At 71.2% G+C, this 23605-nt stretch carries 21 protein-coding genes and 1 riboswitch; of the genes, 9 read left to right on the plus strand and 12 right to left on the minus strand.

Annotated elements, in window-relative coordinates; all coding sequences use genetic code 11:
* Positions 1-164: 164 nt before the first annotated feature.
* Together ACRWNP_RS08535 and def are read left to right on the plus strand one after the other, a co-directional pair.
* Positions 165-1136 carry a tetratricopeptide repeat protein gene (locus tag ACRWNP_RS08535; RefSeq protein ID WP_431960413.1) on the plus strand — a complete coding sequence of 324 codons (972 nt, stop codon included), beginning with the start codon at positions 165-167 and terminating at the stop codon, positions 1134-1136.
* A 73-nt stretch (positions 1137-1209) separates the two neighbouring features.
* Positions 1210-1830, plus strand: a complete 621-nt coding sequence (gene def, locus ACRWNP_RS08540; protein ID WP_431960414.1) for a peptide deformylase — start codon at positions 1210-1212, stop codon at positions 1828-1830.
* 257 nt (positions 1831-2087) lie between these two features.
* Here the strand turns inward: def and ACRWNP_RS08545 are convergent, their stop codons facing one another.
* The 5 genes from ACRWNP_RS08545 to ACRWNP_RS08565 all read right to left on the minus strand — a co-directional run bounded on the left by ACRWNP_RS08545 (position 2088) and on the right by ACRWNP_RS08565 (position 8832).
* Complete coding sequence (locus ACRWNP_RS08545; protein WP_431960415.1) at positions 2088-3098, minus strand: ribonucleotide-diphosphate reductase subunit beta; 1011 nt, start codon at positions 3096-3098, stop codon at positions 2088-2090.
* Positions 3098-5482, minus strand: a complete 2385-nt coding sequence (locus ACRWNP_RS08550) for a ribonucleoside-diphosphate reductase subunit alpha (RefSeq protein ID WP_431960416.1) — start codon at positions 5480-5482, stop codon at positions 3098-3100. Before ACRWNP_RS08550 ends, ACRWNP_RS08545 begins: the two co-directional genes overlap by 1 nt.
* A gap of 130 nt (positions 5483-5612) precedes the next feature.
* A riboswitch (cobalamin riboswitch) is annotated at positions 5613-5735 on the minus strand.
* 300 nt (positions 5736-6035) lie between these two features.
* A complete protein-coding gene (gene mctP / locus ACRWNP_RS08555) occupies positions 6036-7667 on the minus strand; it encodes a monocarboxylate uptake permease MctP (RefSeq protein ID WP_431960417.1) in 1632 nt (543 codons plus the stop codon).
* A complete protein-coding gene (locus tag ACRWNP_RS08560; RefSeq protein WP_431960418.1) occupies positions 7664-7921 on the minus strand; it encodes a DUF3311 domain-containing protein in 258 nt (85 codons plus the stop codon). The genes mctP and ACRWNP_RS08560 overlap by 4 nt, the downstream gene beginning before the upstream one ends.
* A gap of 131 nt (positions 7922-8052) precedes the next feature.
* Positions 8053-8832, minus strand: coding sequence for a GntR family transcriptional regulator (locus ACRWNP_RS08565; protein WP_431960451.1), 780 nt, complete (start codon positions 8830-8832; stop codon positions 8053-8055).
* A gap of 225 nt (positions 8833-9057) precedes the next feature.
* Here ACRWNP_RS08565 and ACRWNP_RS08570 point away from each other — a divergent pair, with 225 nt between their 5' ends.
* The 6 genes from ACRWNP_RS08570 (at position 9058) to ACRWNP_RS08595 (ending at position 16731) form a co-directional block, all read left to right on the plus strand.
* Positions 9058-10335, plus strand: coding sequence for an extracellular solute-binding protein (locus ACRWNP_RS08570; protein WP_431960419.1), 1278 nt, complete (start codon positions 9058-9060; stop codon positions 10333-10335).
* Between the two features lie 97 nt (positions 10336-10432).
* Positions 10433-11398, plus strand: a complete 966-nt coding sequence (locus ACRWNP_RS08575) for a carbohydrate ABC transporter permease (protein ID WP_431960420.1) — start codon at positions 10433-10435, stop codon at positions 11396-11398.
* 5 nt (positions 11399-11403) lie between these two features.
* Positions 11404-12291: a carbohydrate ABC transporter permease gene (locus ACRWNP_RS08580; RefSeq protein ID WP_431960421.1), complete on the plus strand. Its 888-nt coding sequence runs from the start codon at positions 11404-11406 to the stop codon at positions 12289-12291.
* On the plus strand, positions 12288-13811 hold the full coding sequence (locus ACRWNP_RS08585; RefSeq protein WP_431960422.1) for a glycoside hydrolase family 3 protein: 1524 nt from the start codon (positions 12288-12290) through the stop codon (positions 13809-13811). Before ACRWNP_RS08580 ends, ACRWNP_RS08585 begins: the two co-directional genes overlap by 4 nt.
* 47 nt (positions 13812-13858) lie before the next feature.
* Positions 13859-14929 carry an SIS domain-containing protein gene (locus ACRWNP_RS08590; RefSeq protein ID WP_431960423.1) on the plus strand — a complete coding sequence of 357 codons (1071 nt, stop codon included), beginning with the start codon at positions 13859-13861 and terminating at the stop codon, positions 14927-14929.
* 353 nt (positions 14930-15282) lie between these two features.
* Positions 15283-16731, plus strand: coding sequence for a sensor histidine kinase (locus ACRWNP_RS08595; protein ID WP_431960424.1), 1449 nt, complete (start codon positions 15283-15285; stop codon positions 16729-16731).
* A 127-nt stretch (positions 16732-16858) separates the two neighbouring features.
* Here the strand turns inward: ACRWNP_RS08595 and ACRWNP_RS08600 are convergent, their stop codons facing one another.
* The gene (locus tag ACRWNP_RS08600; protein WP_018563321.1) at positions 16859-17116 is read right to left on the minus strand and encodes a WhiB family transcriptional regulator; all 258 of its coding nucleotides are present in this window, start codon (positions 17114-17116) and stop codon (positions 16859-16861) included.
* Between the two features lie 317 nt (positions 17117-17433).
* Complete coding sequence (locus ACRWNP_RS08605) at positions 17434-18402, minus strand: diacylglycerol/lipid kinase family protein (RefSeq protein ID WP_431960425.1); 969 nt, start codon at positions 18400-18402, stop codon at positions 17434-17436.
* Positions 18403-18476: 74 nt separating this feature from the next.
* Between ACRWNP_RS08605 and ACRWNP_RS08610 the strand changes: the two genes are divergently transcribed.
* Positions 18477-18899 carry a hypothetical protein gene (locus ACRWNP_RS08610; RefSeq protein WP_431960426.1) on the plus strand — a complete coding sequence of 141 codons (423 nt, stop codon included), beginning with the start codon at positions 18477-18479 and terminating at the stop codon, positions 18897-18899.
* A 41-nt stretch (positions 18900-18940) separates the two neighbouring features.
* On the opposite strand, the gene ACRWNP_RS08615 is transcribed toward ACRWNP_RS08610, so the two are convergent.
* From ACRWNP_RS08615 to ACRWNP_RS08635, 5 genes are all read right to left on the minus strand, one after another.
* Positions 18941-19861, minus strand: a complete 921-nt coding sequence (locus ACRWNP_RS08615; protein WP_431960452.1) for an RNA polymerase sigma factor SigF — start codon at positions 19859-19861, stop codon at positions 18941-18943.
* Positions 19862-19976: 115 nt separating this feature from the next.
* Positions 19977-20390, minus strand: coding sequence for an anti-sigma regulatory factor (locus tag ACRWNP_RS08620; RefSeq protein WP_319138557.1), 414 nt, complete (start codon positions 20388-20390; stop codon positions 19977-19979).
* A 205-nt stretch (positions 20391-20595) separates the two neighbouring features.
* Entirely contained in the window at positions 20596-21105 is a 510-nt protein-coding gene (locus tag ACRWNP_RS08625; RefSeq protein ID WP_431960427.1) for an N-acetyltransferase family protein, read from the minus strand.
* Between the two features lie 10 nt (positions 21106-21115).
* Positions 21116-22006 (minus strand): 1-aminocyclopropane-1-carboxylate deaminase/D-cysteine desulfhydrase, encoded by an 891-nt coding sequence (locus ACRWNP_RS08630; RefSeq protein WP_431960428.1) that lies wholly within the window; start codon positions 22004-22006, stop codon positions 21116-21118.
* A 16-nt stretch (positions 22007-22022) separates the two neighbouring features.
* The gene (locus ACRWNP_RS08635; RefSeq protein WP_431960429.1) at positions 22023-23540 is read right to left on the minus strand and encodes a hypothetical protein; all 1518 of its coding nucleotides are present in this window, start codon (positions 23538-23540) and stop codon (positions 22023-22025) included.
* Between the last annotated feature and the right edge of the window lie 65 nt (positions 23541-23605).

Here is a 23605-nt window from a genome sequence, read left to right on the forward strand (position 1 = left end):
GAGGCGCACCATGGCGCCGATGCTGCCAAACCGACAAGCCCGGCCGTGTGTGACAGGCCCTGCCGATGGCAAGGAGGACTGATGAGCACCGCTGAGCACGGGACGTGGGGGAACGGACGGGGCACCGTGGGGCACCAGCGAACGCGAACGGCAGGCGGGACACCTTGAGGATCTTCGGCAGGGCACGGCATCGGCCGTCCGCCACCTGGCGGCAGGCGACCGACCGGGCGTTCACGCTGATCAGCGACGGGCGGTACGAGGACGCCGGCGCGCTGCTGACCCGTGCCGCGGACCTGGAGCCCTGGCGTTCGGAGTCCTGGTACAACCTCGCGCTGCTGCACAAGTTCCGGCACGACTGGGAGCAGGCCCGCACCACCGGCCTGCGGGCCGTCGCCCTGCTGGACCGCGCGCCCGGCGCCCCCGACTGGTGGAACGTCGGCATCGCCGCCACCGCCCTGCAGGACTGGCCGCTGGCCCGCCGCGCCTGGCAGGCGTACGGACTGCGGCCCGACCCCGCCGGGGCCGGCCCGGTCGAGATGCAGCTGGGCAGCTCGGCGGTACGGCTCTCCCCGGAGGGTGAGGCCGAGGTGGTCTGGGGCCGCCGGATCGACCCGGCCCGGATCGAGGTGCTGAGCATCCCGCTGCCGTCCTCCGGCCGCCGCTGGGGCGAGGTCGTGCTCCACGACGGCGTCCCGCACGGCGAGCGGCGCACCGCCGAGGGTGCCACCTACCCGGTCTTCGACGAGATCGAGCTGTGGGCGCCCTCGCCGGTGCCGACCTGGCTCGTCCTGCTGGAGGCGGCCACCGAGTCCGACCGCGACGCCCTGGAGCAGCTCGCTGCCGACGCCGGCTACGCCGCCGAGGACTGGTCGTCCTCGGTCCGGCTGCTCTGCCGCACCTGCTCTGAGAGCCGCATGCCGACCGACGACGGCTCCGACGCCTCCCGCGACCCGCACGACCAAGGCGAGCCCGGCCATCCGGGTCACCTCAGCCACCGCACCCCCGGCGCCCTGTGGGCCCCCGAGCGCGAGTGCGGCATCGCCGCCCCGGCCGGACTGGTGCGCGGCCTGCTGGACAGCTGGGTCGCCGACAGCCCCGACACCCGGGACTGGCGCGATCTCGAAGAGGTCTGCTGACGCCTCCGCGGGCACGTACCCTTGATGGGCTATTGAGCTTCTCAGAAGGCCCCAGGAAGGCGTACGACGGACCATGTCGCAGCAGGAGACCGAGCAGACCGCATTCACCGACGACGTGACGGACGCGGAGGAGCGTGAGGCCGCCCACCGCGAGCGCGGCACCGCCCGCCCCATCACGGTCGTCGGCAACCCGGTGCTGCACCACCCGTGCAAGACGGTCACGTCCTTCGACGACGAGCTGGCCGCGCTCATCGACGACATGTTCGCCAGCCAGCGCGCCGCCGAGGGCGTCGGCCTCGCCGCCAACCAGATCGGCGTGGACCTGCGGGTCTTCGTCTACGACTGCCCGGACGACGACGGGGTCCGCCACGTCGGCCACGTGGTCAACCCCGTGATCGACGACCTCCCCGCCGAGCGCCGCGTCCTCGACGACGGCAACGAGGGCTGCCTGTCCGTGCCGGGCGCCTACGCGGAGCTGCCGCGTCCCGACTACGCGGTCTGCCGCGGGCAGGACCTGCACGGCAACGACATCGTCGTGGAGGGCAGGGGCTTCTTCGCGCGCTGCCTGCAGCACGAGACCGACCACCTGGGCGGCTACCTCTACATCGACCGGCTCTCCAAGCGGGACCGCAAGGACGCGCTGAAGCAGATGGCGGAGTCCACGCCGAAGTACGAGACCGTCCCGAACGAGTGATCCACCGCCCGGATACCGCGGACCGGCGTGATCGGCGCCGCGGTGGCCGGGGGACCGCACGCCTGGACGGGCCCGCTTTCCAAGGCGTCGGGGAGGGAACGAGGACGGCAGCCGTGCCGGACGGCCTCTTCCTCTACCTCGTCGTCCCTCGGCACGAACGGGTCTACGTCCTCCAGGTCACCGCGTTCCGATCGCCCGGCCGGCGGGCGGGGTCGCGGGCGGCGGCGACCGCCCGCGACCCCGTCCCGCGGCGCGGATCAGAAGTCGTCGTCGAAGGAGACCGTGCCCTCGACCGCCACCTGGTACGCGGAGGCGCGGCGCTCGAAGAAGTTGGTCAGCTCCTGGACGTTCTGCAGCTCCATGAAGGAGAACGGGTTCTCCGAGCCGTAGCGGGCCGGCAGACCGAGGCGGACCAGGCGCTGGTCGGCGACGCACTGCAGGTACTCGCGCATGGAGTCGGTGTTCATGCCGGGCAGGCCGTCGCCGCACAGATCGCGGGCGAACTGGAGCTCGGCCTCGACGGCCTCCTCCAGCATCGCGGTGACCTGCTTGCCCATCTCCTCGTCGAAGAGGCCGGGCTCCTCCTCGCGGACGGTGTCGACGACGTGGAACGCGAAGTCCATGTGCATCGACTCGTCGCGGAACACCCAGTTGGTGCCGGTGGCGAGCCCGTGCAGCAGGCCGCGCGAGCGGAACCAGTAGACGTACGCGAAGGCGCCGTAGAAGAACAGGCCCTCGATGCAGGCCGCGAAGCAGATCAGGTTGAGGAGGAAGCGGCGACGGTCCTCCCTGGTCTCCAGGCGGTCGATGGACTCCACCGAGTCCATCCAGCGGAAACAGAACTGCGCCTTCTCGCGGATCGAGGGGATGTTCTCCACGGCCGCGAACGCGGCCGCGCGCTCCTCGGGATCGGGCAGGTAGGTGTCGAGCAGTGTCAGATAGAACTGGACGTGCACGGCCTCCTCGAAGAGCTGCCGCGACAGGTACAGCCGCGCCTCCGGGGAGTTGATGTGCTTGTACAGGGTCAGCACGAGGTTGTTGGCCACGATCGAGTCGCCGGTGGCGAAGAAGGCCACCAGCCGGCCGATCATGTGCTGCTCGCCGGGGGAGAGCTTGGCGAGGTCGGTGACGTCGGAGTGGAGGTCGACCTCCTCCACGGTCCAGGTGTTCTTGATGGCGTCGCGGTAGCGCTCGTAGAAGTCCGGGTAGCGCATCGGACGCAGGGTCAGCTCGAATCCCGGGTCGAGCAGGTTCTTGGTGGAGCTCATCACTGGCAGGCCTCGCAGGACTCGGGGTTCTCAAGGGAGCAGGCGATCGCCTCGGCGTCGGGCGTCGTCTGCTGGAGCGGGATCGGGGCGGTCGCGCGGGCGGACTGCGCGATGCGGGTGGCCGGGCGGGAGCGCAGGTAGTAGGTCGTCTTCAGGCCCTGCTTCCAGGCGTACGCGTACATCGAGCTGAGCTTGCCGATGGTGGGAGAGGCCATGAAGAGGTTCAGCGACTGGCTCTGGTCGAGGTACGGGGTGCGGGCCGCCGCCATGTCGATCAGGGCGCGCTGCGGGATCTCCCAGGCCGTGCGGTACAGCTCGCGGACGTCCGCGGGGATCCAGCTGAAGCCCTCGACGGAGCCGTTGGACTCGCGCAGCGCGTCGCGGGTCTGCGCGTCCCAGACGCCGAGCTTCTTCAGGTCGGCCACCAGGTAGGAGTTGACCTGCAGGAACTCGCCGCTGAGCGTCTCGCGCTTGAAGAGGTTGGAGACCTGCGGCTCGATGCACTCGTACACGCCCGCGATCGAGGCGATCGTGGCGGTCGGGGCGATGGCCAGCAGCAGCGAGTTGCGCATGCCGGTGGCGGCGACGCGGGCGCGCAGCGCCTCCCAGCGCTCGGGCCAGTTCTCCTCGGTGTCGTAGTGGTCCGGGTGCAGCACGCCGCGGGCGGCACGGGTCTGCGACCAGGCCGGGTGCGCGCCGTGGCGCTCGGCCAGGTCGCAGGAGGCCTCGTACGCGGCGAGCATGATGCGCTCGGCGATCTTCGTGGAGAGCGCCTTGGCCTCGGCGGAGTCGAAGGGCAGCCGCAGCTTGAAGAACACGTCCTGCAGGCCCATCGCGCCCAGACCCACCGGGCGCCAGCGCTCGTTGGAGGCTGCGGCCTCGCGGGTCGGGTAGAAGTTGATGTCCACGACGCGGTCGAGGAAGGTGACGGCGGTGCGGACGGTGGTGTCCAGCCGCTCCCAGTCGATGACTTCCTCCCCGGCGCCGCCGTCCTCGGCCACGAAGGCGCCGAGGTTGACCGAACCGAGGTTGCAGACCGCCGTCTCGCCGTCGTTCGTGACCTCCAGGATCTCCGTGCAGAGGTTGGAGGAGTGGATGACGCGGCCGGGCTCGGCCGTCTGGTTGGCGGTGCGGTTGGACGCGTCCTTGAAGGTCATCCAGCCGTTGCCGGTCTGCGCCAGGGTGCGCATCATCCGGCCGTACAGCTCGCGCGCCGGGAGGGTTTTGCGGGCCAGGCCCGCCGCCTCGGCCTCGCGGTAGGCGGCGTCGAACTCCTCGCCCCACAGGTCGACCAGCTCGGGCACGTCGGCGGGGGAGAACAGCGACCAGGTGCCGTCGGTGTCGACGCGGCGCATGAACTCGTCCGGGATCCAGTGGGCCAGGTTGAGGTTGTGGGTGCGGCGCGCCTCCTCACCGGTGTTGTCGCGCAGCTCCAGGAACTCCTCGATGTCCGCGTGCCAGGTCTCCAGGTAGACGCACGCCGCGCCCTTGCGGCGACCGCCCTGGTTCACGGCGGCGACGGAGGCGTCGAGGGTGCGCAGGAACGGGACGATGCCGTTGGAGTGCCCGTTGGTGCCGCGGATCAGCGAACCGCGGGAGCGGATGCGGGAGTAGGACAGGCCGATGCCGCCGGCGTGCTTCGACAGCCGGGCCACCTGGTGGTAGCGGTCGTAGAGGGAGTCCAGTTCGTCCAGCGGGGAGTCCAGCAGGTAGCAGGAGGACATCTGCGGGTGCCGGGTGCCGGAGTTGAAGAGCGTGGGGGAGCTGGGCAGGTAGTCCAGCCGGCTCATCAGGCCGTAGAGCGCCGCGACCTCGTCCACCGAGCGGCTGGTGCGGTCCTCGGCCAGGCCGCAGGCGACGCGGAGCATGAAGTGCTGCGGGGTCTCGATGACCTGGCGGGTGGTCGGGTGGCGCAGCAGGTAGCGGCTGTGCAGGGTGCGCAGGCCGAAGTAGCCGAAGCGGTCGTCGGCGCCGTCGGCGAGCGCGCCGTCGACGAGCGCGTCCAGCCGACCGGCGTGCTCGGCCACGAAGGCGGCGGTGCCGTCGGCGATCAGGCCCTCGCGGTGGCCCACCGCGATGGACGCGGAGAACGAGACCGCGCCTTCGCCCGCCGCCTCGTCGGCGATGGCGAGGGTGAGCAGACGGGCGGCGAGCCGCGAGTACTGCGGGTCCTCCGCGATCAGCCCGGCGGCGGCCTCGGTGGCCAGCGCCCGCAGTTCCGCCTCGTCCGCGGCCGCGCTGCGGCCCCGCAGGGCGGCGGCGGCGACCCGGCCGGGGTCGGTGTCGGGGAGGTCTGCGGTCAGTTCCGTCAGGGTGCGCAGCAGTTCGGCCCCGGTTGAGGCAGGGTCCGATGCGGTGGCGGGTGCGGCGGGCGCGATGGTCACGTGTGCTCTCTCCCTCGTACGGCGGCGACGCGGAGGAGCGACGGGGCGCACGCAGGGCAGGACAGGGCATGCCGCGGCGCGTCCGCCGGCCCAACCCGCGAGGCCCGGACACTTCACCGCCCGGACGGCGTGCCGGACGGTGCCGTCGGCAGGTCCTCGGACTCGCGGGCATGACTCCAGGCGCCCGCACACCGTTGCGGGGCAGTCCCGGATTCCCACCGGCTTCCCCTGCGGCGACAGCGGAGTTGAGCATACATCTAGTGGCGCCCGCCCGTGACGCCACCAGATGTTGTGGCGATGCGGTGACGCGCGGCGGGCTCGGACGCGCCGCCGTGGCCGTCGGGAAAGTCGCGGACACGGCCGGTCAGGGCGGCGAGCGCCAAAGCCGGGCAGAACCCGGCGATCCCGCGCCGCCACTTCGCCCGCTGGGTGGGCGCCACCCCGCAGGCGTGCCGCCGCACCTACCGCTGCCCGGAGCCGGCCCGCACCGCATGACGACGGGCCGCCGCCCCGTCCCAGGGCGGCGGCCCGTGACCCGTGGCCGGTGCGGCGGTCAGTGACCGGCGCCCACCGGCAGGTCCTTCTGGACGCCCGGGTCGCCGGCGTCCGCGGTGAAGTCGCCCTCGGCGGTCTCGTCCACGCCCTCGGGAGCCTTGAGGGCCTTGAGGACGAAGGTGAGGACGACGGTGACCAGCACGTTGAGCACGAAGGCGGTCAGGCCGATGTAGCCGATCTGCCCGATGACCGGGATGGTGTCGGAGGAGCCACCGAAGTGCTTCTGGGCCGGGCTCGCGACGCCGTAGGCCACCCAGGTGCCGTAGATCATGCCGACCGCCCAGCCGGCCAGCAGCGCCCAGCGGTGGAACCAGCGGGTGAACAGGCCGCCCACCAGTGACGGGAAGGTCTGCAGGATCCAGATGCCGCCCAGGAGCTGGAAGTTGATGGCCACCGTCTTGTCCATGGTGAGGACGAAGATCAGGGCACCGACCTTGACCAGCAGCGAGACGATCTTGGAGACCTGGGTCTCCTGTGCCGGGGTCGCGTCCGGCTTGATGAAGTCCTTGTAGACGTTGCGGGTGAAGAGGTTGGCCGCGGCGATCGACATGATCGCGGCCGGCACCAGGGCGCCGATGCCGATCGCGGCGAAGGCCACGCCCGCGAACCAGGACGGGAACATGTTCTCGAACAGCTGCGGAATGGCCAGCTGCGCGTTGTAGCCCTTGACCCCCGCGCCGACACCCGCGGCCAGCGCCATGAAGCCGAGCATCGCCAGCAGGCCCAGCATCAGCGAGTACAGCGGCAGGACGGTGGTGTTGCGGCGGATGACGTTGCGGCTGCGGCTGGAGAGTACGGCCGTGACCGAGTGCGGGTACATGAAGAGCGCCAGTGCCGAGCCGAGTGCCAGGGTCGCGTACGCCCATTGCGCCGTCTCACCCGGGGCCAGGGCGCCGCGCGGCTTGCCGGTGGCCGGGTTGACCTGGGCATAGGCGTCGCCCGCCTTGGCGAAGATGTCGTCGAAGCCGCCCAGCTTGATCGGGATGTAGATGATCGCCACCGCGATGACGATGTAGATAAGGGTGTCCTTGACAAAGGCGATCAGCGCGGGCGCGCGCAGGCCGGAGGAGTAGGTGTAGGCGGCCAGCACGCCGAAGGCGATCAGGAGCGGCAGGTCCTTGACGAACCAGTTGGAGGAGTCGCCTCCGCCCACGCCCATCACGTCCAGCACGGCCTGGATGCCGACCAGCTGCAGGGCGATGTACGGCATCGTGGCGAGGATGCCGGTGACCGCGACGGCCAGCGACAGGCCCTTGGAGCCGAAACGCCCGCGGACGAAGTCCGAGGTGGTGACGTAGCCGTGCTTGTGCGAGACCGACCAGAGCCGCGGCAGGAACATGAAGATCAGCGGATAGACGATGATCGTGTACGGTACGGCGAAGAAGCCGGCCGCGCCCGCCGCGTAGATCGCCGCCGGCACCGCCACGAAGGTGTAGGCCGTGTACAGGTCGCCGCCCAGCAGGAACCAGGTGATCCAGCTGCCGAAGCTGCGGCCGCCCAGGCCCCACTCGTCGAGGTGCAGGGCGTTCTCGGCTCTGCGCCAGCGCGCGGCCAGGAAGCCCAGGACCGTGACGACCAGGAAGAAGAAGATGAAGACGGCGAGTGCGACGCCGTTGACCCCGTCCTTCACTTCGCAGCCTCCTTCCGTGCCCGCTCCTCACGGCGGACCAGGACGTACGCGGCGTACGTCAGTCCGGAGGACAGGAACACCCACAGCATCTGGTACCAGTAGAAGAACGGGATGCCGATGAACTCCGGGGTCAGCTTGGCGTACGAGCCGACCCAGAGCATGGCGACGAAGGGGATGACGAGGCAGACACCGGCGATCACCCGGGTGGGGGTGACCACCGGCGGCCGACCGGAAATTCCGGATGGTTCGGACATTGCTACGGCTCCGTCCTGATCTCTTGCTCCTGTGTAATGCGCAGGAAATCTAGGTCAGGACGGCAGGCGCGTCACTACTGCCCACATTGCGGTATGGAAACGATCTACAAGGTCCGGGAACCGCATGGGTGTTACGGTCGTCGCAGGCGGGCGACGAACTTGTAGCGGTCGCCGCGGTAGACCGAGCGCACCCATTCCACCGGCTCGCCCCCGGTGTCGATCGAGTGCCGGGACAGCAGCAACATCGGCAGCCCGACGTCGGTGCCCAGCAGGCCCGCCTCGCGCGGGGTGGCCAGCGAGGTCTCGATGGTCTCCTCCGCCTCGGCCAGCCGGACGTCGTAGACCTCGGCGAGCGCCGTGTAGAGCGAGGTGTACTTCGCCAGGCTGCGGCGTAGCGCGGGGAAGCGCTTGGCCGACAGATGGGTGGTCTCGATGGCCATCGGCTCGCCGTTCGCCAGGCGCAGGCGCTCGATGCGCAGCACCCGGCCGCCGGCCTTCATGTCCAGCAGTTCGGCCAGCCGGTCGTCGGCGGTGATGTAGCCGATGTCGAGCAGCTGGGAGGTCGGCTCCAGGCCCTGGGCGCGCATGTCCTCGGTGTACGAGGTCAGTTGGAGCGCCTGGGAGACCTTGGGCTTGGCGACGAAGGTGCCCTTGCCCTGGATGCGCTCCAGCCGCCCCTCGACCACCAGCTCCTGCAGCGCCTGCCGCACGGTGGTGCGCGAGGTGTCGAACTCGGCGGCCAGGGTGCGCTCGGGAGGCACCGGGGAGCCGGGGGGCATCGTCTGCGTCAGTTCGAGCAGATGGCGCTTGAGGCCGTAGTACTTGGGCACCCGTGCGGTCCGTCCGGCCGCGGCCCCGGCCGCCTCCGCGGTCTGCGTCACCGCTGTGCCGGCCTCGCCGTCGGTGTCCATCGCCTCTGCTCCCGAGTGCTGTCGTGCTGCCGTCACCGGCTCCTCCGTCATTCGCGGCTCACATCGTGGCACGGCCAGGGCTCATATCGCGTGACGAGCCCAGATGTCGGTCCGGTAACGGACGCGACCGGTGCTCTTATACACCCTTGACACCCCTAAAGGTCTAGGCCAAGCTTCGGGCACTGGTCTACACCACTTGGTACTCACTGCCCTGGGGAGGGTGTTGTGAAGCGCAAGCTGATCGCGGCGATCGGTGTCGCCGTCATGGTCGCCGGCGTTGCGGCCTGCGGTTCGGACGACAAGGGCTCCGACAAGGCCTCGGCGCCGAAGGAGATCACCGTCTGGCTGACGGTCGACGCACAGAAGAACTGGCCCGAGCTGGTCAAGCAGGCGGACGACGCCTTCACCGCGAAGCACAAGGGCGTCAAGATCCACCACGAGTACTACGAGTGGACCGCCAAGAACCAGAAGCTCGACGCCGTCCTCGCCACCAAGAAGGTGCCCGACGTCGTCGAGATGGGCAACACCGAGACCCTCGGCTACCTCGTCAAGGGCGCCTTCGCCCCCATCGACAAGAGCAAGTTCGAGAACTCCGGCGACTGGCTGGACGCCCTCGAGGGCTCCGTGACGTACAACGGCAAGACCTACGGCGTTCCTTACTACGCAGGTGCCCGCGTCGGCACCTGGCGCAAGGACGTCGCCAAGGCGGCCGGCGTCACCAAGACCCCCACCACCTGGGCCGAGCTGACCGCCGCGCTCGACAAGATCCAGAAGAAGAACGGCGGCAAGTTCTCCGCCTGGTACCAGCCCAGCCGCGACTGGTACACCGCGCTGGCCTTCGTCAAGGACGCCGGCGGCGACGTCGCCAAGGAGGACGGCGGCAAGTGGACCGCCACCCTCTCCGACCCCAAGTCCATCGAGGGCCTGAAGACCTGGAAGTCCGTCCTGGACACGTACTTCCACGGCGACAAGAACAAGGACGAGTCGGACCGTTACATCGTCTACGGCCAGGGCAAGTCCGCGCTCATCTACGGCGCCAGCTGGGAGGGCGGCGCGGCCGCCGACCCGAAGACCGACAAGACCGGCAAACTGAAGGACAACCTGGAGACCTTCGCACTGCCCGGCCCCAACGGCGAACTGCTGCCGAACTTCATCGGCGGCTCCGACCTGGTCATCCCGGCCAAGTCCGCCGCGCAGGACCTCGCCGCCGACTGGATCAACGGCTTCACGGACAGCGCCGCCCAGAAGGTCCTGATCTCCAAGGGCAACCTGCCCAACGCCAAGTCGCTGCTCGCCCCGCTGAAGGACGACCCGGCCACGGCCGCCTCGGCCCGTGCCAACGAGAACACCTGGTTCGTCCCGACCGCCCCGGGCTGGCTGCAGGTCGAGAAGAAGCAGATCCTGCAGAACATGCTCAACGACATCGCCGTCGGCAAGGCGTCCATCGAGGACGCGACGAAGGCCGCGGACGAGCAGATCAACGCGGTGATCAACGCCGGCTGACCGGCACACGGGCAACACAGTGATCGCGCCGGCCGGCCGCCCCAGGGCGGCCGGCCCCGGCGCGACGCCAGGGACTGGAGTAGCCGAGGAGCACATGATGAGTGCCGTTGACACACCTCTCGACAAGGTGCCGCGCTCGCGGCCGGCGGGACCGGGCCGCAGGCCGCGCCGCTTCGGCGGGGCCGCGCTCCCGTGGACGCTGCTGGCGCCGACCATCGGCGTCCTGCTGCTGGTCCTCGGCTATCCGCTGGTCCGGCTGATCACCCTGTCCTTCAAGCAGTTCGGGCAGGCCGAGCTCTGGCAGGGGCTGCCCGGTGACTGGCAGGGATTCGCCAACTACACCCACGTCCTGGGGGACTCGGTCTTCTGGGGCGTCGTCCTGCGCACGCTGCTCTTCACCCTCGCGGCGGTGCTGCTCACGCTCGTCGCCGGCATGGGGGTGGCACTGCTGATGCAGCGGGTCTCGCCCTGGGTCAAGGCACTGATCAACATCGTGCTGGTGGCGAGCTGGGCGATGCCCGTGGTCGTCGCCATCACCATCTTCAAGTGGATGTTCGACAGCGACTACGGAGTCCTCAACTGGCTGCTCAGCCGGCTGCCGGGGGCGGACTTCAGCGGCCACAACTGGTTCACCGACACCAAGCAGGGCTTCCTCGTCATCACCCTCATGGTGGTGTGGGGCGCCATCCCGTTCGTCGCCATCACCCTGCACGCCGGCCTCACCCAGGTGCCCAAGGAACTGGAGGAGGCCGCCCGCATGGACGGCGCCGGGCCGGTCAAGGTCTTCCGGCACGTCACCCTGCCGGTGCTCAAGCCGATCATCGTCATGCTGACGACGCTGTCGGTCATCTGGGACATGGGCGTCTTCCCGCAGGTCTTCCTCATGCGCGACGGCCACCCCGAACCCGCGTACCAGGTCCTCACCACCTATTCCTACGACCAGGCCTTCGTCGCCAACGACTACGACGCGGGCGCGGCCATCGCCGTCATCACCGTGCTGCTCCTCCTCGGGGTGATGGCCGTGTACATGCGGCAGATGCTGAAGATCGGAGAGGTGGAGTGACGACCATGCTCGACACGGCTCCCGCCGAGAGGGCGCCGGCCGCCGCTCCGGCCGCGCGCGCCGCCCGGCGGCCCCGCCGCAAGGGGCGGACCGTCTACAACCTGCTCGGCCTGCTGGTCGTGGTGGTCTCCGGCTTCCCGGTCTACTGGATGCTCAACACGGCGTTCAAGCCCGCCAAGGACGCCATCGACCCCGACCCCAAGTTCTTCCCGACCAGCCTGTCCTTCCAGAACTTCTCCGACGCCCTGGACGTCGGCGACTTCTGGGGCTCGGTCGGCCGCAGCCTGATCGTCTCCGGTTCCACCGTCGGCCTCGGCCTGGTGATCGGCCTGCTGGCGGCGCTGGCCATCTCCCGCTTCGTCTTCCGCGGCCGCAAGGCCGTGATCGTCGCGATCCTCGCCGTGCAGATGGTGCCGCTGGTGGCGATGATCATCCCGGTCTTCCTGCTGCTCAACCAGATCGACCAGATCGACAGGCTCACCGGGCTCATCATCACCTACCTGACCTTCGTGCTCCCCTTCACGGTGTGGACGCTGCGCGGATTCATCGTCAACATCCCCAAGGAGCTGGAGGAGTCGGCGATGGTCGACGGCTGCACGCGCATGGGCGCGTTCTTCCGGATCATCCTGCCGCTGCTCGCCCCGGGCCTCGTCGCGACCTCCATCTACGCGCTGATCCAGGCCTGGAACGAGTACCTGTACGCGATGCTCATCATGAGCCAGGAGCACCAGACGGCCACGGTGTGGCTCGGCAACTTCGTCACCTCGCGGGGCACGGACTACGCGCCGATGATGGCCGGCTCGACCATGATGGGCGTGCCCGTGGTGATCTTCTTCCTGATCGTGCAGCGCAAGGTCGCCGCCGGACTGACCGCCGGAGCGGTGAAGGGATGACAAAGACCTTGAGCCAGACCCACGACGGCACCGCGGACACCGACGCTCTCGTCCGCGACGCCCTCACCGTCCTCCAGCCGGGCTTCCACGGCACCACCGCCCCCGAGTGGCTGCTGCGCAGGCTCGCCGAGGGACTGGGCTCCGTCGCCCTGTTCGCCCGCAACATCGAGTCGCCCGGGCAACTGGCCGCGCTCACCGCGCAACTGCGCGCCGTACGGACCGACGTCCTGATCGCCGCCGACGAGGAGGGCGGTGACGTGACCCGGCTGGAGGCCCGAGGCGGCTCCTCCTTCCCCGGCAACCTCGCCCTCGGCGCCGTCGACGACACCGCTCTGACCCGCGACGTCGCCGCCGCACTCGGCCGCCGGCTGGCCGAGTGCGGGGTCAACCTCAACTGGGCGCCCTCCGCGGACGTCAACTCCGACCCCCGCAACCCGGTCATCGGCGTGCGTTCCTTCGGCTCCGAGCCGCTGCTTGTCGCCCGGCACACGGCGGCGTACGTCGAGGGCCTGCAGTCCGCCGGGGTCGCCGCCTGCACCAAGCACTTCCCCGGCCACGGCGACACCTCCGTCGACTCCCACCACGCCCTGCCCCGGGTGGACGTCGACCCGGCCACCCTGCACGCCCGCGAACTCGCCCCGTTCCGGGCCGCCCTGGCCGCGGGCAGCAAGGCCGTGATGAGCGCGCACATCCTCGTGCCCGCCCTGGACCCGGACCGCCCCGCCACCCTCAGCCCCGCCGCGCTGACCGGACTGCTCCGCGACGAACTGGGCTACGACGGCCTGATCGTCACCGACGGCATCGAGATGCGCGCCATCGCCGACGTGTACGGCATCGAACGCGGCACCGTCCTGGCGCTCGCCGCCGGTGCCGACGCCATCTGCGTGGGCGGCGGCCTCGCCGAGGAGGAGACGGTGGTCGCCCTGCGCGACGCCATCGTCGCCGCCGTACGCGACGGCGACCTGCCCAGGCAGCGGCTCGCCGACGCCGCCGGACGGGTGCGGAGCCTGGCCGCCTGGGCCGCCGAGCGCTCCGCGGCGCCCGTGACGGCGGCACCGGACCCGGAGATCGGCCTGGTCGCGGCCCGCCGCGCGCTGCGCGTCACCCGCACCGACGCGTACCTGCCGATCGCCGAGGCGCCCTACGTCGCCACCTTCACCCCGGTCGCCAACATCGCCGTCGGTGAGGAGACCCCGTGGGGCGTCGCCGCCGAGCTCGACCGGATCTTCCCGGGCACGGTGACCGGGAGCTTTCGCGAAGGTGACGCTCTGACCGCACAAGTGCTGCGGTCGGCGGGGACTCGTAGGATCGTCGCAGTGGTGCGTGACGTGCACCGTCACCCCTGGATGGCCGAGGCGCTGGGCTCGCTGCTCGCCGCCCGTCCGGACACGGTGGTGGTGGAGATGGGCGTTCCGCAGGCGGCTCCGTCCGGCGCGCTGCACATCGCGACCCACGGCGCCGCCCGTGTGTGCGGGCGGGCGGCGGCGGAGGTCATCGCGGGCAAGGAGGCCGGCGACTGAGGCCCGCCGCGGCACATCCGTTCCGGACCCACCTGGAGGCCCAGACAATGTCCGCCCCGACGCCGACCGAGCAGCAGCCGAGGCCGGGCCGGATCATGTCCGGCGAGATGGCCGAACAGCCCGCGGTGCTGCGCCGCATCCTCGAGGAGGGCGCCCCGCGGATCCGGCGGACCGCCGAGGAGATCGCCGCGCGCGGACCGCGCTTCGTCCTGCTCACCGCGCGCGGCACCTCCGACAACGCGGCCCTGTACGCCAAGTACCTGGTCGAGGTGGTGCTCGGCAAGCCTGCCGGGCTGACCTCCATGTCCACGACCACCGCCTACGGCGCCCGCCCGGACCTGACGGACTGCCTGGTCGTCACGGTCAGCCAGTCCGGCGGCTCGCCGGACCTGGTGGCCTCCACCCGGGCCGCGCGCGAGGCCGGCGCGATCACCCTGGCGGTCACCAACAACGCCGACTCGCCGCTGGCCGAGGTCTCCGAGTTCCACATCGACGTCCTGGCCGGCCCGGAGAAGGCGCTGCCGGCGACCAAGACGTACACGGCCGAGCTGCTCGCGCTCTACCTGTTCGTCGAGGGGCTGCGGGGCGGCGACGGCAACGCCGCCAAGGTCCTGCCGGAGCTCGCGGAGCAGATCCTCGCGCGCCAGGACGAGGTCAGGGCGCTCGCCGCGCGCTACCGCTTCGCCGAGCGGCTGGTGCTCACCTCGCGCGGCTACGGCTACCCGACCGCGAAGGAGGCCGCGCTGAAGCTGATGGAGACCAGCTACATCCCGGCGCTGTCCTTCTCCGGCGCCGACCTGCTGCACGGTCCGCTGGCCATGGTCGACAACGTCTCCCCGGTCATCGCGATCGTCACCGAGGGCAAGGGCGGTGAGGCGCTCCAGCCGGTGCTGGACCGGCTCCGCGGCCGTGGGGCCGACCTGGTGGTCATCGGCAACCAGGCGTCGGTCGACGCCGCCTCCGCCGGTTTCGTGCTCCCCACCGCGGGCGTCGCCGAGGAGGTGCAGCCGATCCTGGAGATCCTCCCGCTGCAGATGCTGGCCTACGAGGTCACCATCGCCCGCGGCCAGGACCCCGACGCGCCGCGTGCCCTGGCGAAGGTGACCGAGACGCGCTGAGCCGGAAAGGGACCCGACATCACTTCGGGCCGCGGCGCCGGGACGGGACCCTCAACCCGCCCAGCACCGCAGCCCGGAGCTGCCGTCGGCCCGTGGCGCGCGGGATGTGCGGTTCCCGCGACCCGTCAGGGCCGACCATGAGGCCTGGCGCAGTCAGGGCAGAGAGCGCCCCGGCCTCGCTCCACCCTTCTGTGCGGGAAGGATGGAAGTTCGGTTGTGCGTCAATTCTGGACTAGACCACTAACGCCTGTCCATAAAATGGCGCAGTCAGATCATAGGTCGTCGAAGACCTTTGTGGGGACTGGATGGCAGCGCTTGCCATGAGCGCGGGTACGCTCATTTGCGTGCCCTCCATGAACGATCTCGTACGCCAGCACACGGACCTCGACGATTCCGATCTCGAGTGGCTCCACCTGCTGGTGTCGGAGTGGCAACTGCTCTCCGACCTCTCCTTCGCGGACCTCGTGCTCTGGGTCCCGACCAGCGACGGGACCCGCTACGTCTCCGTCGCCCAGATGCGGCCGAACACCGGCCCCACCTCGTACCAGGACGACATGGTCGGCCACCTGGTGCCGCGGGGCCGCCGCCCGATGCTGGACGCCGCACTCGACGAGGGCCGGATCGTCCGGGAGGGTGACCCGGAGTGGCGCGAGGAGGTGCCGGTCCGGATCGAGTCCATCCCGGTGCGCCGCGCGGGCCGCGTGCTCGGGGTCATCGCCCGCAACACCAACCTGCTGACCGTGCGGACGCCCAGCCGCCTGGAGCTCACCTATCTGCAGAGCGCCTCCGACCTGGCGCAGATGATCGCGGCGGGCAGCTTCCCGTTCCCCTCCGAGCAGGTCGACATGGACGCCTCGCCGCGCGTCGGCGACGGCCTGATCCGGCTCGACGCCGAGGGTGTCGTCCAGTACGCGAGTCCCAACGCGCTCTCCGCCTACCACCGGCTCGGCCTCGCCGCCGACCTCGTCGGCCACCACCTGGGCTCCGTCTCCGCGGACCTGGCGCCCTCGCGGACCAAGAGCCACGAGGCGCTGGTGACCGTCGCCGGCGGCAAGGCACCGCGGGAGACCGAGATCGAGGGCAACGGCGGTGTCATCCAGCTGCGGGCGATCCCGCTGAGCCCCAAGGGCACGCACAGCGGCTCCCTGGTGCTGCTGCGGGACGTGACCGAGCTGCGCCGCCGCGAGCGCGAGCTGATCACCAAGGACGCCACCATCCGGGAGATCCACCACCGGGTGAAGAACAACCTGCAAACGGTCGCGGCGCTGTTGCGGCTGCAGGCCCGGCGCATGGACTCCGACAAGGGCCGCGAGGCGCTGGAGGAGGCGGTGCGCCGGGTGGGCTCGATCGCGATCGTGCACGAGACGCTCTCGCAGAACCTCGACGAGTGCGTGGAGTTCGACGAGATCGCCGACCGCGTGCTGGCGATGGTCGCGGAGATCTCCCCGGGCAGGGTCACCACGCGCCGCAGCGGGCGGTTCGGCATCCTGACGGCCGAGGTGGCCACCCCGCTGTCGATGGTCCTCACCGAACTGCTGCAGAACGCCCTGGAGCACGGTTTCGGGCCGGGCGAGCAGGGCACTGTCGAGGTGGCCGCCGAGCGGCACGGGCAGAAGCTGGGCATCGCGGTACGGGACGACGGGCGCGGCCTGCCCGCCGAGTTCGACCCGCAGCGGGCAGGCAACCTGGGGCTGCAGATCGTACGGACCCTGGTGGTGGGGGAGTTGGGCGGGACTTTCGACATGGTCCCGGCCGAGGAGCGCGGCACGAAGGTCGTCCTGGAACTCCCCCTGGAGGGGTGACGCCACGGGACCGGGCTCCGGGAACGCCGAAGCCCCGGCTGCTCGGGGAGCGGCCGGGGCTCTTCGCGTCGCGATGCTGCGCGGTTCGGAGGTGCTGCGCGCTGCGGCTCGGGGGTAAGCGAGTGCGTCAGGCGCTGGCGTTGCGGGCGCGGTTGCGGGCGGCGCGGCGCTTCATTGCGCGACGCTCGTCCTCGCTGAGGCCACCCCACACGCCGGCGTCCTGGCCGGTCTCCAGCGCCCACTGCAGGCACTGCTCCATCACGGGGCAGCGGCGGCAGACGGCCTTGGCTTCCTCGATCTGCAGCAGCGCAGGACCGGTGTTGCCGATGGGGAAGAAGAGCTCGGGGTCTTCCTCGCGGCAAACGGCGTTGTGACGCCAGTCCATGGCTGCTCCATCTCCTTGTGTTGCATGCAAGTTGCTTGTGAATGTGAACGCTTTCACGAATCCTCGAACACGACACGGGACATCGCCCAGTCTCCTGGTGCGGTCCCGCTGGGAAGTGGTGAGGATTCCGGCTGCCGAGGACGCCCGATGAGCGGCTGTCCCGATCGCCAGGAAGAGCCTCGCAAACCTGGGCTGCGGATACAACCCCTTCCAGAAAGTTTTTTTTGATTCCTCGGTGTCGGCTCCGTCACAGCCGTACTTCCATGGGGTGCAGGGCAGCCTAAACGTTCGAGTGAAAGGACTTTATGTCCTTCTGCTTAGGCGATCACACGCAGTGCACGGCGTACGCCTGTGAAGGTTGCGCTCATTCGCAGTCCCAGGTGGTCTCCGTCCACCTGGAACGGCAGTGGTGCCTGCGAATGCAAGGTGAAGTCCGTCAGATCGTGCAGCGAGGTCGCGTGCTTGCCCTCGGGTCCGCGTTCCGGGGTCGAACGCAGCAGCTGGGTGGCGTAGCGGGCCACCGCCGCGGTGGACAGCCGGGACAGTCCGAGCACGTCGAGGGCGGTGTCGAAGGAGGCCCGGGGGGAGGCGTAGATCGGCCGGTTCCCCAGGTAGGTCCACGGCGCGGTGTTGCAGACGAGGGTCAGGACGAGGTCGGTCACCGGGTCCTCGCCGGGGCGCTCCAGGGTGATCGTGCCGGTGCGCCGGTTCGGTTCGGCGAGGAACTGGCGCATCACCTGGCGTATGTAGAGCGCGTGCGTCGAACGCCTCCCTCGCTCGCGCTGCTGTTCCACCCGTCCGACGACGCCCGCGTCGAAGCCCAGCCCGGCGCAGAAGGTGAACCAGCGCGCCGGCACCCCCTCGTCCTCCGTGCCCGGGGTGCCGCTCACCAGGCCCAGGCCGACCGTGCGGGAGCTGCGCTCGCGCAGCGCGTCCAGCAGCGCGCCGGTCGCCTCCACGGCGTCGTTGGGCAGCCCCAGGGCGCGCGCGAACACGTTCGTTGACCCGCCGGGCACCACCGCGAGCTTCGGCAGGCCATCGGGGTCGGGGCCGTTGTGCAGCAGCCCGTTGACCACCTCGTTGACCGTGCCGTCCCCGCCCAGGGCGACGACCAGCTCGATCTCCCCGCCCTCCGCGGCCTGGCGCGCGAGGTCGCGGGCGTGGCCGCGGTACTCGGTCGCGGCGACCTCCAGCTTCAGGTCGCTGGCGAGCGCGTGCGCGAGCACGTCACGCGTGCGGGCGCTGGTGGTGGTGGCGGCTGGATTGACCACGAGAAGGGCGCGCATGCCCGCCAGGGTACCTACCGGGCGGTACCGGGCCGCACCCCTGGTGGCCCGGAGGCGGCGGCTACCCTGCTGGGGTGAGTGGCAACGAGAAGCCCGCGCAGCCGGGCCGTACGCGCCGCCTCGCGGCGGCCGCCGCGGTCGCGGCACTGGAAGGCGCCGCCCTGGCGGCCTGGGGGATCGCGATGCTGGTCGTGGGGATCCTCGGCGACCCCGACAGCCCCCGCCAGGCGGAGGCCGGGGGTGTGACCGTGCTCGCCCTGGCGGCCATGCCGCTGGCGGCCGCCTACGGGCTGTGGAACGCGCGCCGCTGGAGCCGCGGCCCCGCGCTGATCATCCAGCTCGTCGCGCTCCCCGTCGCCTGGACCATGGTGCAGGCGGGCGGTGGCATGATCGCGGCGGGTGCCGTCCTGGGCGCGGCCGCTGTCGCCGAGCTGGTGCTCCTCGTCCACCCCGCGGCCACCGACGCCCTCGGGATCGGGCGCACGGCCGGGCAGTGAGCCGCGGCGCCCTCGGGCGCCGCCGTCACCTCCGCCCGCCGTCACTCCTCGACCAGGAGCTTGTCGCGCAGCTGGGCCAGCGTGCGGGCCAGCAGCCGGGAGACGTGCATCTGGGAGATGCCGACCTCCTGGGCGATCTGCGACTGGGTCATGTTCCCGAAGAAGCGCAGCAGCAGGATCTTCTTCTCGCGCGGCGGCAGCTGCTCCAGCAGCGGCTTGAGCGACTCCCGGTACTCCACGCCCTCCAGCGCGTCGTCCTCGGCGCCGAGGGTGTCGGCGACGGCCGGCGACTCGTCGTCGGTGTCGGGCACGTCCAGGGAGAGTGTGCTGTACGCGTTGGCGGATTCGAGGCCCTCCAGGACCTCCTCCTCCGTGATCTTCAGGTGCTCGGCCAGCTCGTGCACCGTCGGGGCCCGGCCGTGCCGCTGCGAGAGCTCACCGGTCGCCGTCGTCAGGGCGAGCCGCAGCTCCTGCAGGCGGCGCGGGACGCGCACCGCCCAGCCCTTGTCGCGGAAATGCCGCTTGATCTCACCGACGACGGTCGGGGTGGCGTAGGTGGAGAACTCAACCCCGCGCTCCACGTCGAACCGGTCCACCGACTTGATCAGCCCGATCGTGGCGACCTGGGTCAGGTCGTCGAGCGGTTCGCCGCGGTTGCGGAACCGCCGGGCGAGGTGCTCGACCAGCGGCAGGTGCATCCGGACCAGCCGGTTGCGCAGCTCGGCGCGCTCCGGGGAGCCCGGGGGGAGCTTGCTGAGCTCCACGAACAGCGCCCGGGCCCCGGCCCGGTCGTGGTGCCCGTGCTGCTCCTGCTCCTGCTCGTGCTGCTCCTGTGCGTGGTCCTGCTCCTGCTCGTGCTGCTCCTGTGCGTGGTCCTGCTCCTGCTGCTCCTGCGCCATGCGATCCGCCCGATCCGCCTGATCCGTCTGCCCGGCCGCGTCATTGCTCCCGAGGCCGGCCATGGGCCCGGTACCGGGGTGCGGCCGCGCCTCGTGGCGCCGCGCCGCAGGGGCGGGTACGGGGCGGCCCCGCACCCCCGGCGTGCTGCCTTCCAGATCGTTCACGGCGATTCCCCCGTTACAGCTGTCCCGGTCCGGCACCGCGCTTCTTGTGCAGGGCGATGCTCACGGTCTTGTCGTCGGCCACGCTGGAGTCCACCTCGCCGGCCAGTGCGGACAGCACCGTCCAGGCGAAGGTGTCGCGCTCCGGTGCGCGGCCGTCGGTGGTGGGCGCCGACACGGTCACCCACAGGGCGTCCCCGACCAGGCGGAAGACGCAGCTCAGCACGGACCCCGGGACGGCCTGCTGGAGCAGGATGGCGCACGCCTCGTCCACGGCGATGCGCAGGTCTTCGATCTCGTCGAGGGTGAAGTCCAAGCGGGCCGCGAGTCCTGCCGTCGCCGTACGCAGCACCGACAGGTAGGCCCCTGCCGCGGGCAGCCGGACCTCGACGAAGTCCTTCGACCCGGGCTCGCCTGCGATCTGGGACACCCTCACCTCCAAGGTGGCACACGCACTGCCCTCATTGGCATTGCACTGGATCTGGTTCGGTTCGCCAGCGACGCTATCGCGATCCGTACCCCGGTGTCGCCCGGACGGAGCACGGTCGCCGCCATGAATGAGTCTCGACCCGGCACCCCACGCTGTCACCCATAGTAGGCGCACGAGCACGTAACGTGGCTAGTGGTCTGCGGTCTCAATTCGAAAGAGATGTCGCTTTGTTGATACGCGCCTGCTCGGCGAGGGCACGGAGGGGCTCGCCGGTCAGTCGTTGTACCGTCCATTCGTCCTGGGGGCGGGCGCCCATCGCACGGTAGAACTCGATGGACGGCTCGTTCCAGTCCAGCACGGACCATTCGAAGCGCTCGTAGCCCCGCTCGACGCATATGGCGGCGAGTCCGGCGAGCAGGGCCTTGCCGTGGCCGCCGCCGCGCGCGTGGGGGCGTACGTACAGGTCCTCCAGGTAGACGCCGTGGGTCCCGGTCCAGGTGGAGAAGTTCCGGAACCACAGCGCGAAGCCCACGGGCGCGCCCAGGACCTCGTCCTGCGCCATGAGCGCGAAAACGGCCGGATCCGGGCCGAAGAGCGCGTCGTGGAGCTGCCGCGTGGTGGCCCGCGCGCTGTCCGGCTCCCGCTCGTACTCCGCCAGTTCGCGGACCATTGCGTGAATCTCCGGGACGTCGGCAGGTGTCGCGGGTCGGATCATGCCAGCAAGGCTAACCGGTCGGCCCCCCGGTCACGACGGCCGCGACCGTCGTCCCGGGCGCGAAGAAGCCCTCCTGGGCGAGTGAGAACAGGCCGTGGAGCATCTTCGAGACGTAGACGGGGTCCGGGACGAAGCCGTGCCGCGCGCCGAAGTCCTCCGCGAACGCGCGGAGCTCGGGTGTGGTGCGGGCGTAGCCGCCGTGGTGGAAGCGGTCGTCCAGCAGCCAGTGCCCGCGCGGCCCGCCGAAGGCCGCCTCCTGCAGCCGGCGTATCTCCCCGGTCAGGAATCCGCCGCCCTTGAGGACTGGGAACCCGATCGCCCGCTGCCCCGGGTCCAGCCCGGCCGCCAGGCCCGCCAGGGTGCCGCCCGTCCCGCAGGCCACGCCCACGACGTCCGCCCTGCCGCGCAGCTCCTCGCCCAGCGACACGCAGCCCCGCGCGGCGAGCGCGTTGCTGCCGCCCTCGGGGACGACGTAGGCGGGGCCCAGACGGTCCAGCAGGGCCGCGAGGACCTCCGGCTCGTCCTTGCGGCGGTAGGTGGCCCGGTCGACGAAGTGCAGCCGCATGCCGTCGGCGGCGGCCCGCGCGAGGGAGGGGTTGAGCGGGCGCCCGGCCAGCTCGTCGCCGCGGACGACGCCCGTGGTCGCGAAGCCGAGCAGCCGGCCCGCGGCGGCGGTGGCGCGCAGGTGGTTGGAGTAGGCGCCGCCGAAGGTCAGCAGACGGCGGTGGCCGCCGTCGAGGGCGGCCCGCAGGTTCAGGTGGAGCTTGCGCCACTTGTTGCCGGGCAGGTCCGGGTGGATCAGGTCGTCCCGCTTGACGAGCATCCGGACGCCGCGCCCGCCCAGCCGCTGGTCGTCGCGCAGCTCGACCAGCGGGGAGGGCAGGCGGACGTCGGGGATCACCCGTCCATTGTGGCCGTCACCTGGGCGAGAGGTGGACGCGGTAGCCCTGGTGGTAGTTCAGGTGCGGCAGCGGCCGGGAGGGCCAGTCGCGCGCGTACGCGGGCGGCTGCCCGCCCCGCGGTGTGAGGACGGCGACCGGCTGGGTGCGGGCCAGCCGCAGGATGCCGGCCGGGGTCATGTTCTCGTTGTTCCCCGCGGTCTGGCCGGAGGCGCAGCGCGCCTGGTAGCCGACGGGCGTCGCCATCGGCCCGGTGACCAGGCACGGCGGGCGCACCCCGAGCCGGTTCAGCTCCGCGGCGATGCGGGCGTAGTCGTCGTTGCCGATGGTCGAGCTGCGCACCGCGCGGTGGAGCACGATCTGCTGCGTGACGAGCTGCGCGAGCACGACGGCGATCACGGTGCCGGTGGCGGCCGGGCGCAGGGCCGGCCGTAGCCGCGCGGGGAGCAGCAGGAGGCACTGGGCGGCGGGCAGGGCGAGCAGGGCGTACGCGGGGAGCAGGAAGCGCGGCGCGGCGTAGTCGATGAGCACCAGATAGGGCAGCGCCAGGGACAGGCCGCACGCCGCCGGCAGGAACCGCGCCCCGGGCGCCTGCCCCTCGTGCCGCGGCGTGAGGGCGACCCCGGTCGTCACCAGGGCGGGCAGGGCGAACCACCACACGGCGTCCCCCTTGTGCTGCCAGACGGCGGCGCAGGGCCGGCACAGCGTGTGGGAGGCGTCCAGGGTGCTGAGCTGGTCGGCGAATGCCAGGTGCCAGCCGAGGCCGCCCTCGATCGCGTTCGCGCGGTCCATCCGGGCGAGGATGCCGCCGTAGCTGGTGAACGCCTCGACGACCCATTGGGCGCCGCCCAGCAGCACCCCGGCCGCGATGACCGCGAGCAGCATCAGCCGGCGCCGGCCGCGCAGGAAGAGCGCGGCGACGCCCAGCGGCAGGGCCAGCCAGGCGGCGTCGTGCGGCCGCAGCAGTGTCAGGGCGGCGAACGCCACGGCCAGTCCGGCGGGCGCGCCCCGGCCGGTGTGGCCCGGCGCCGCCGCGTGCAGGTAGCAGCCCACCGCGATCAGGGCCACCAGCGCGACCCAGAGGTTGGGCATCGCCTGGGGGCCGTACAGCAGGGTCACCCACAGCCCGGTGAAGAGCAGCCCGGCCAGGGCCACCACGCGCGTGCCGAGCAGCGGCCGCCACAGCCACAGGGCCAGGAAGAGCGCCGCGCCCGACAGGACCGCCAGATAGACGCGGAGCACGAGGGTCGAGGTGGTCAGCAGCGCCACCGGCGCCACGAGGGCCGGCACGCCCCGGGAGCGGGGTGCGCTGAAGAACGCCGAGGGGATGTCCGGGGAGACCTGGCTGACGTAGACCGACTCGTCCCAGCCGAGGCCCATCCCGGGCGCGACGACCAGGAGGAGCTGGACCACGGTGAAGAGCGCCGCCAGACAGGCGAGCAGAAGGACCTCGGAGTGCGGGCGGCTGCGCGGCGGTGCGGCGTGGCGCGCGCGGGGCCGGGCATCCGGTGACGTCAGCTCATGCGTCGTCGCCATAGTGCGTCATGGCAACAGCCGGGGCGCACGTGATCAAGGCGGCGCGCCGCTCCCCGGGGGCGGCT

The sequence above is a fragment of the Actinacidiphila sp. bgisy160 genome, assembly GCF_965342435.1.
Classification (GTDB): domain Bacteria; phylum Actinomycetota; class Actinomycetes; order Streptomycetales; family Streptomycetaceae; genus Actinacidiphila.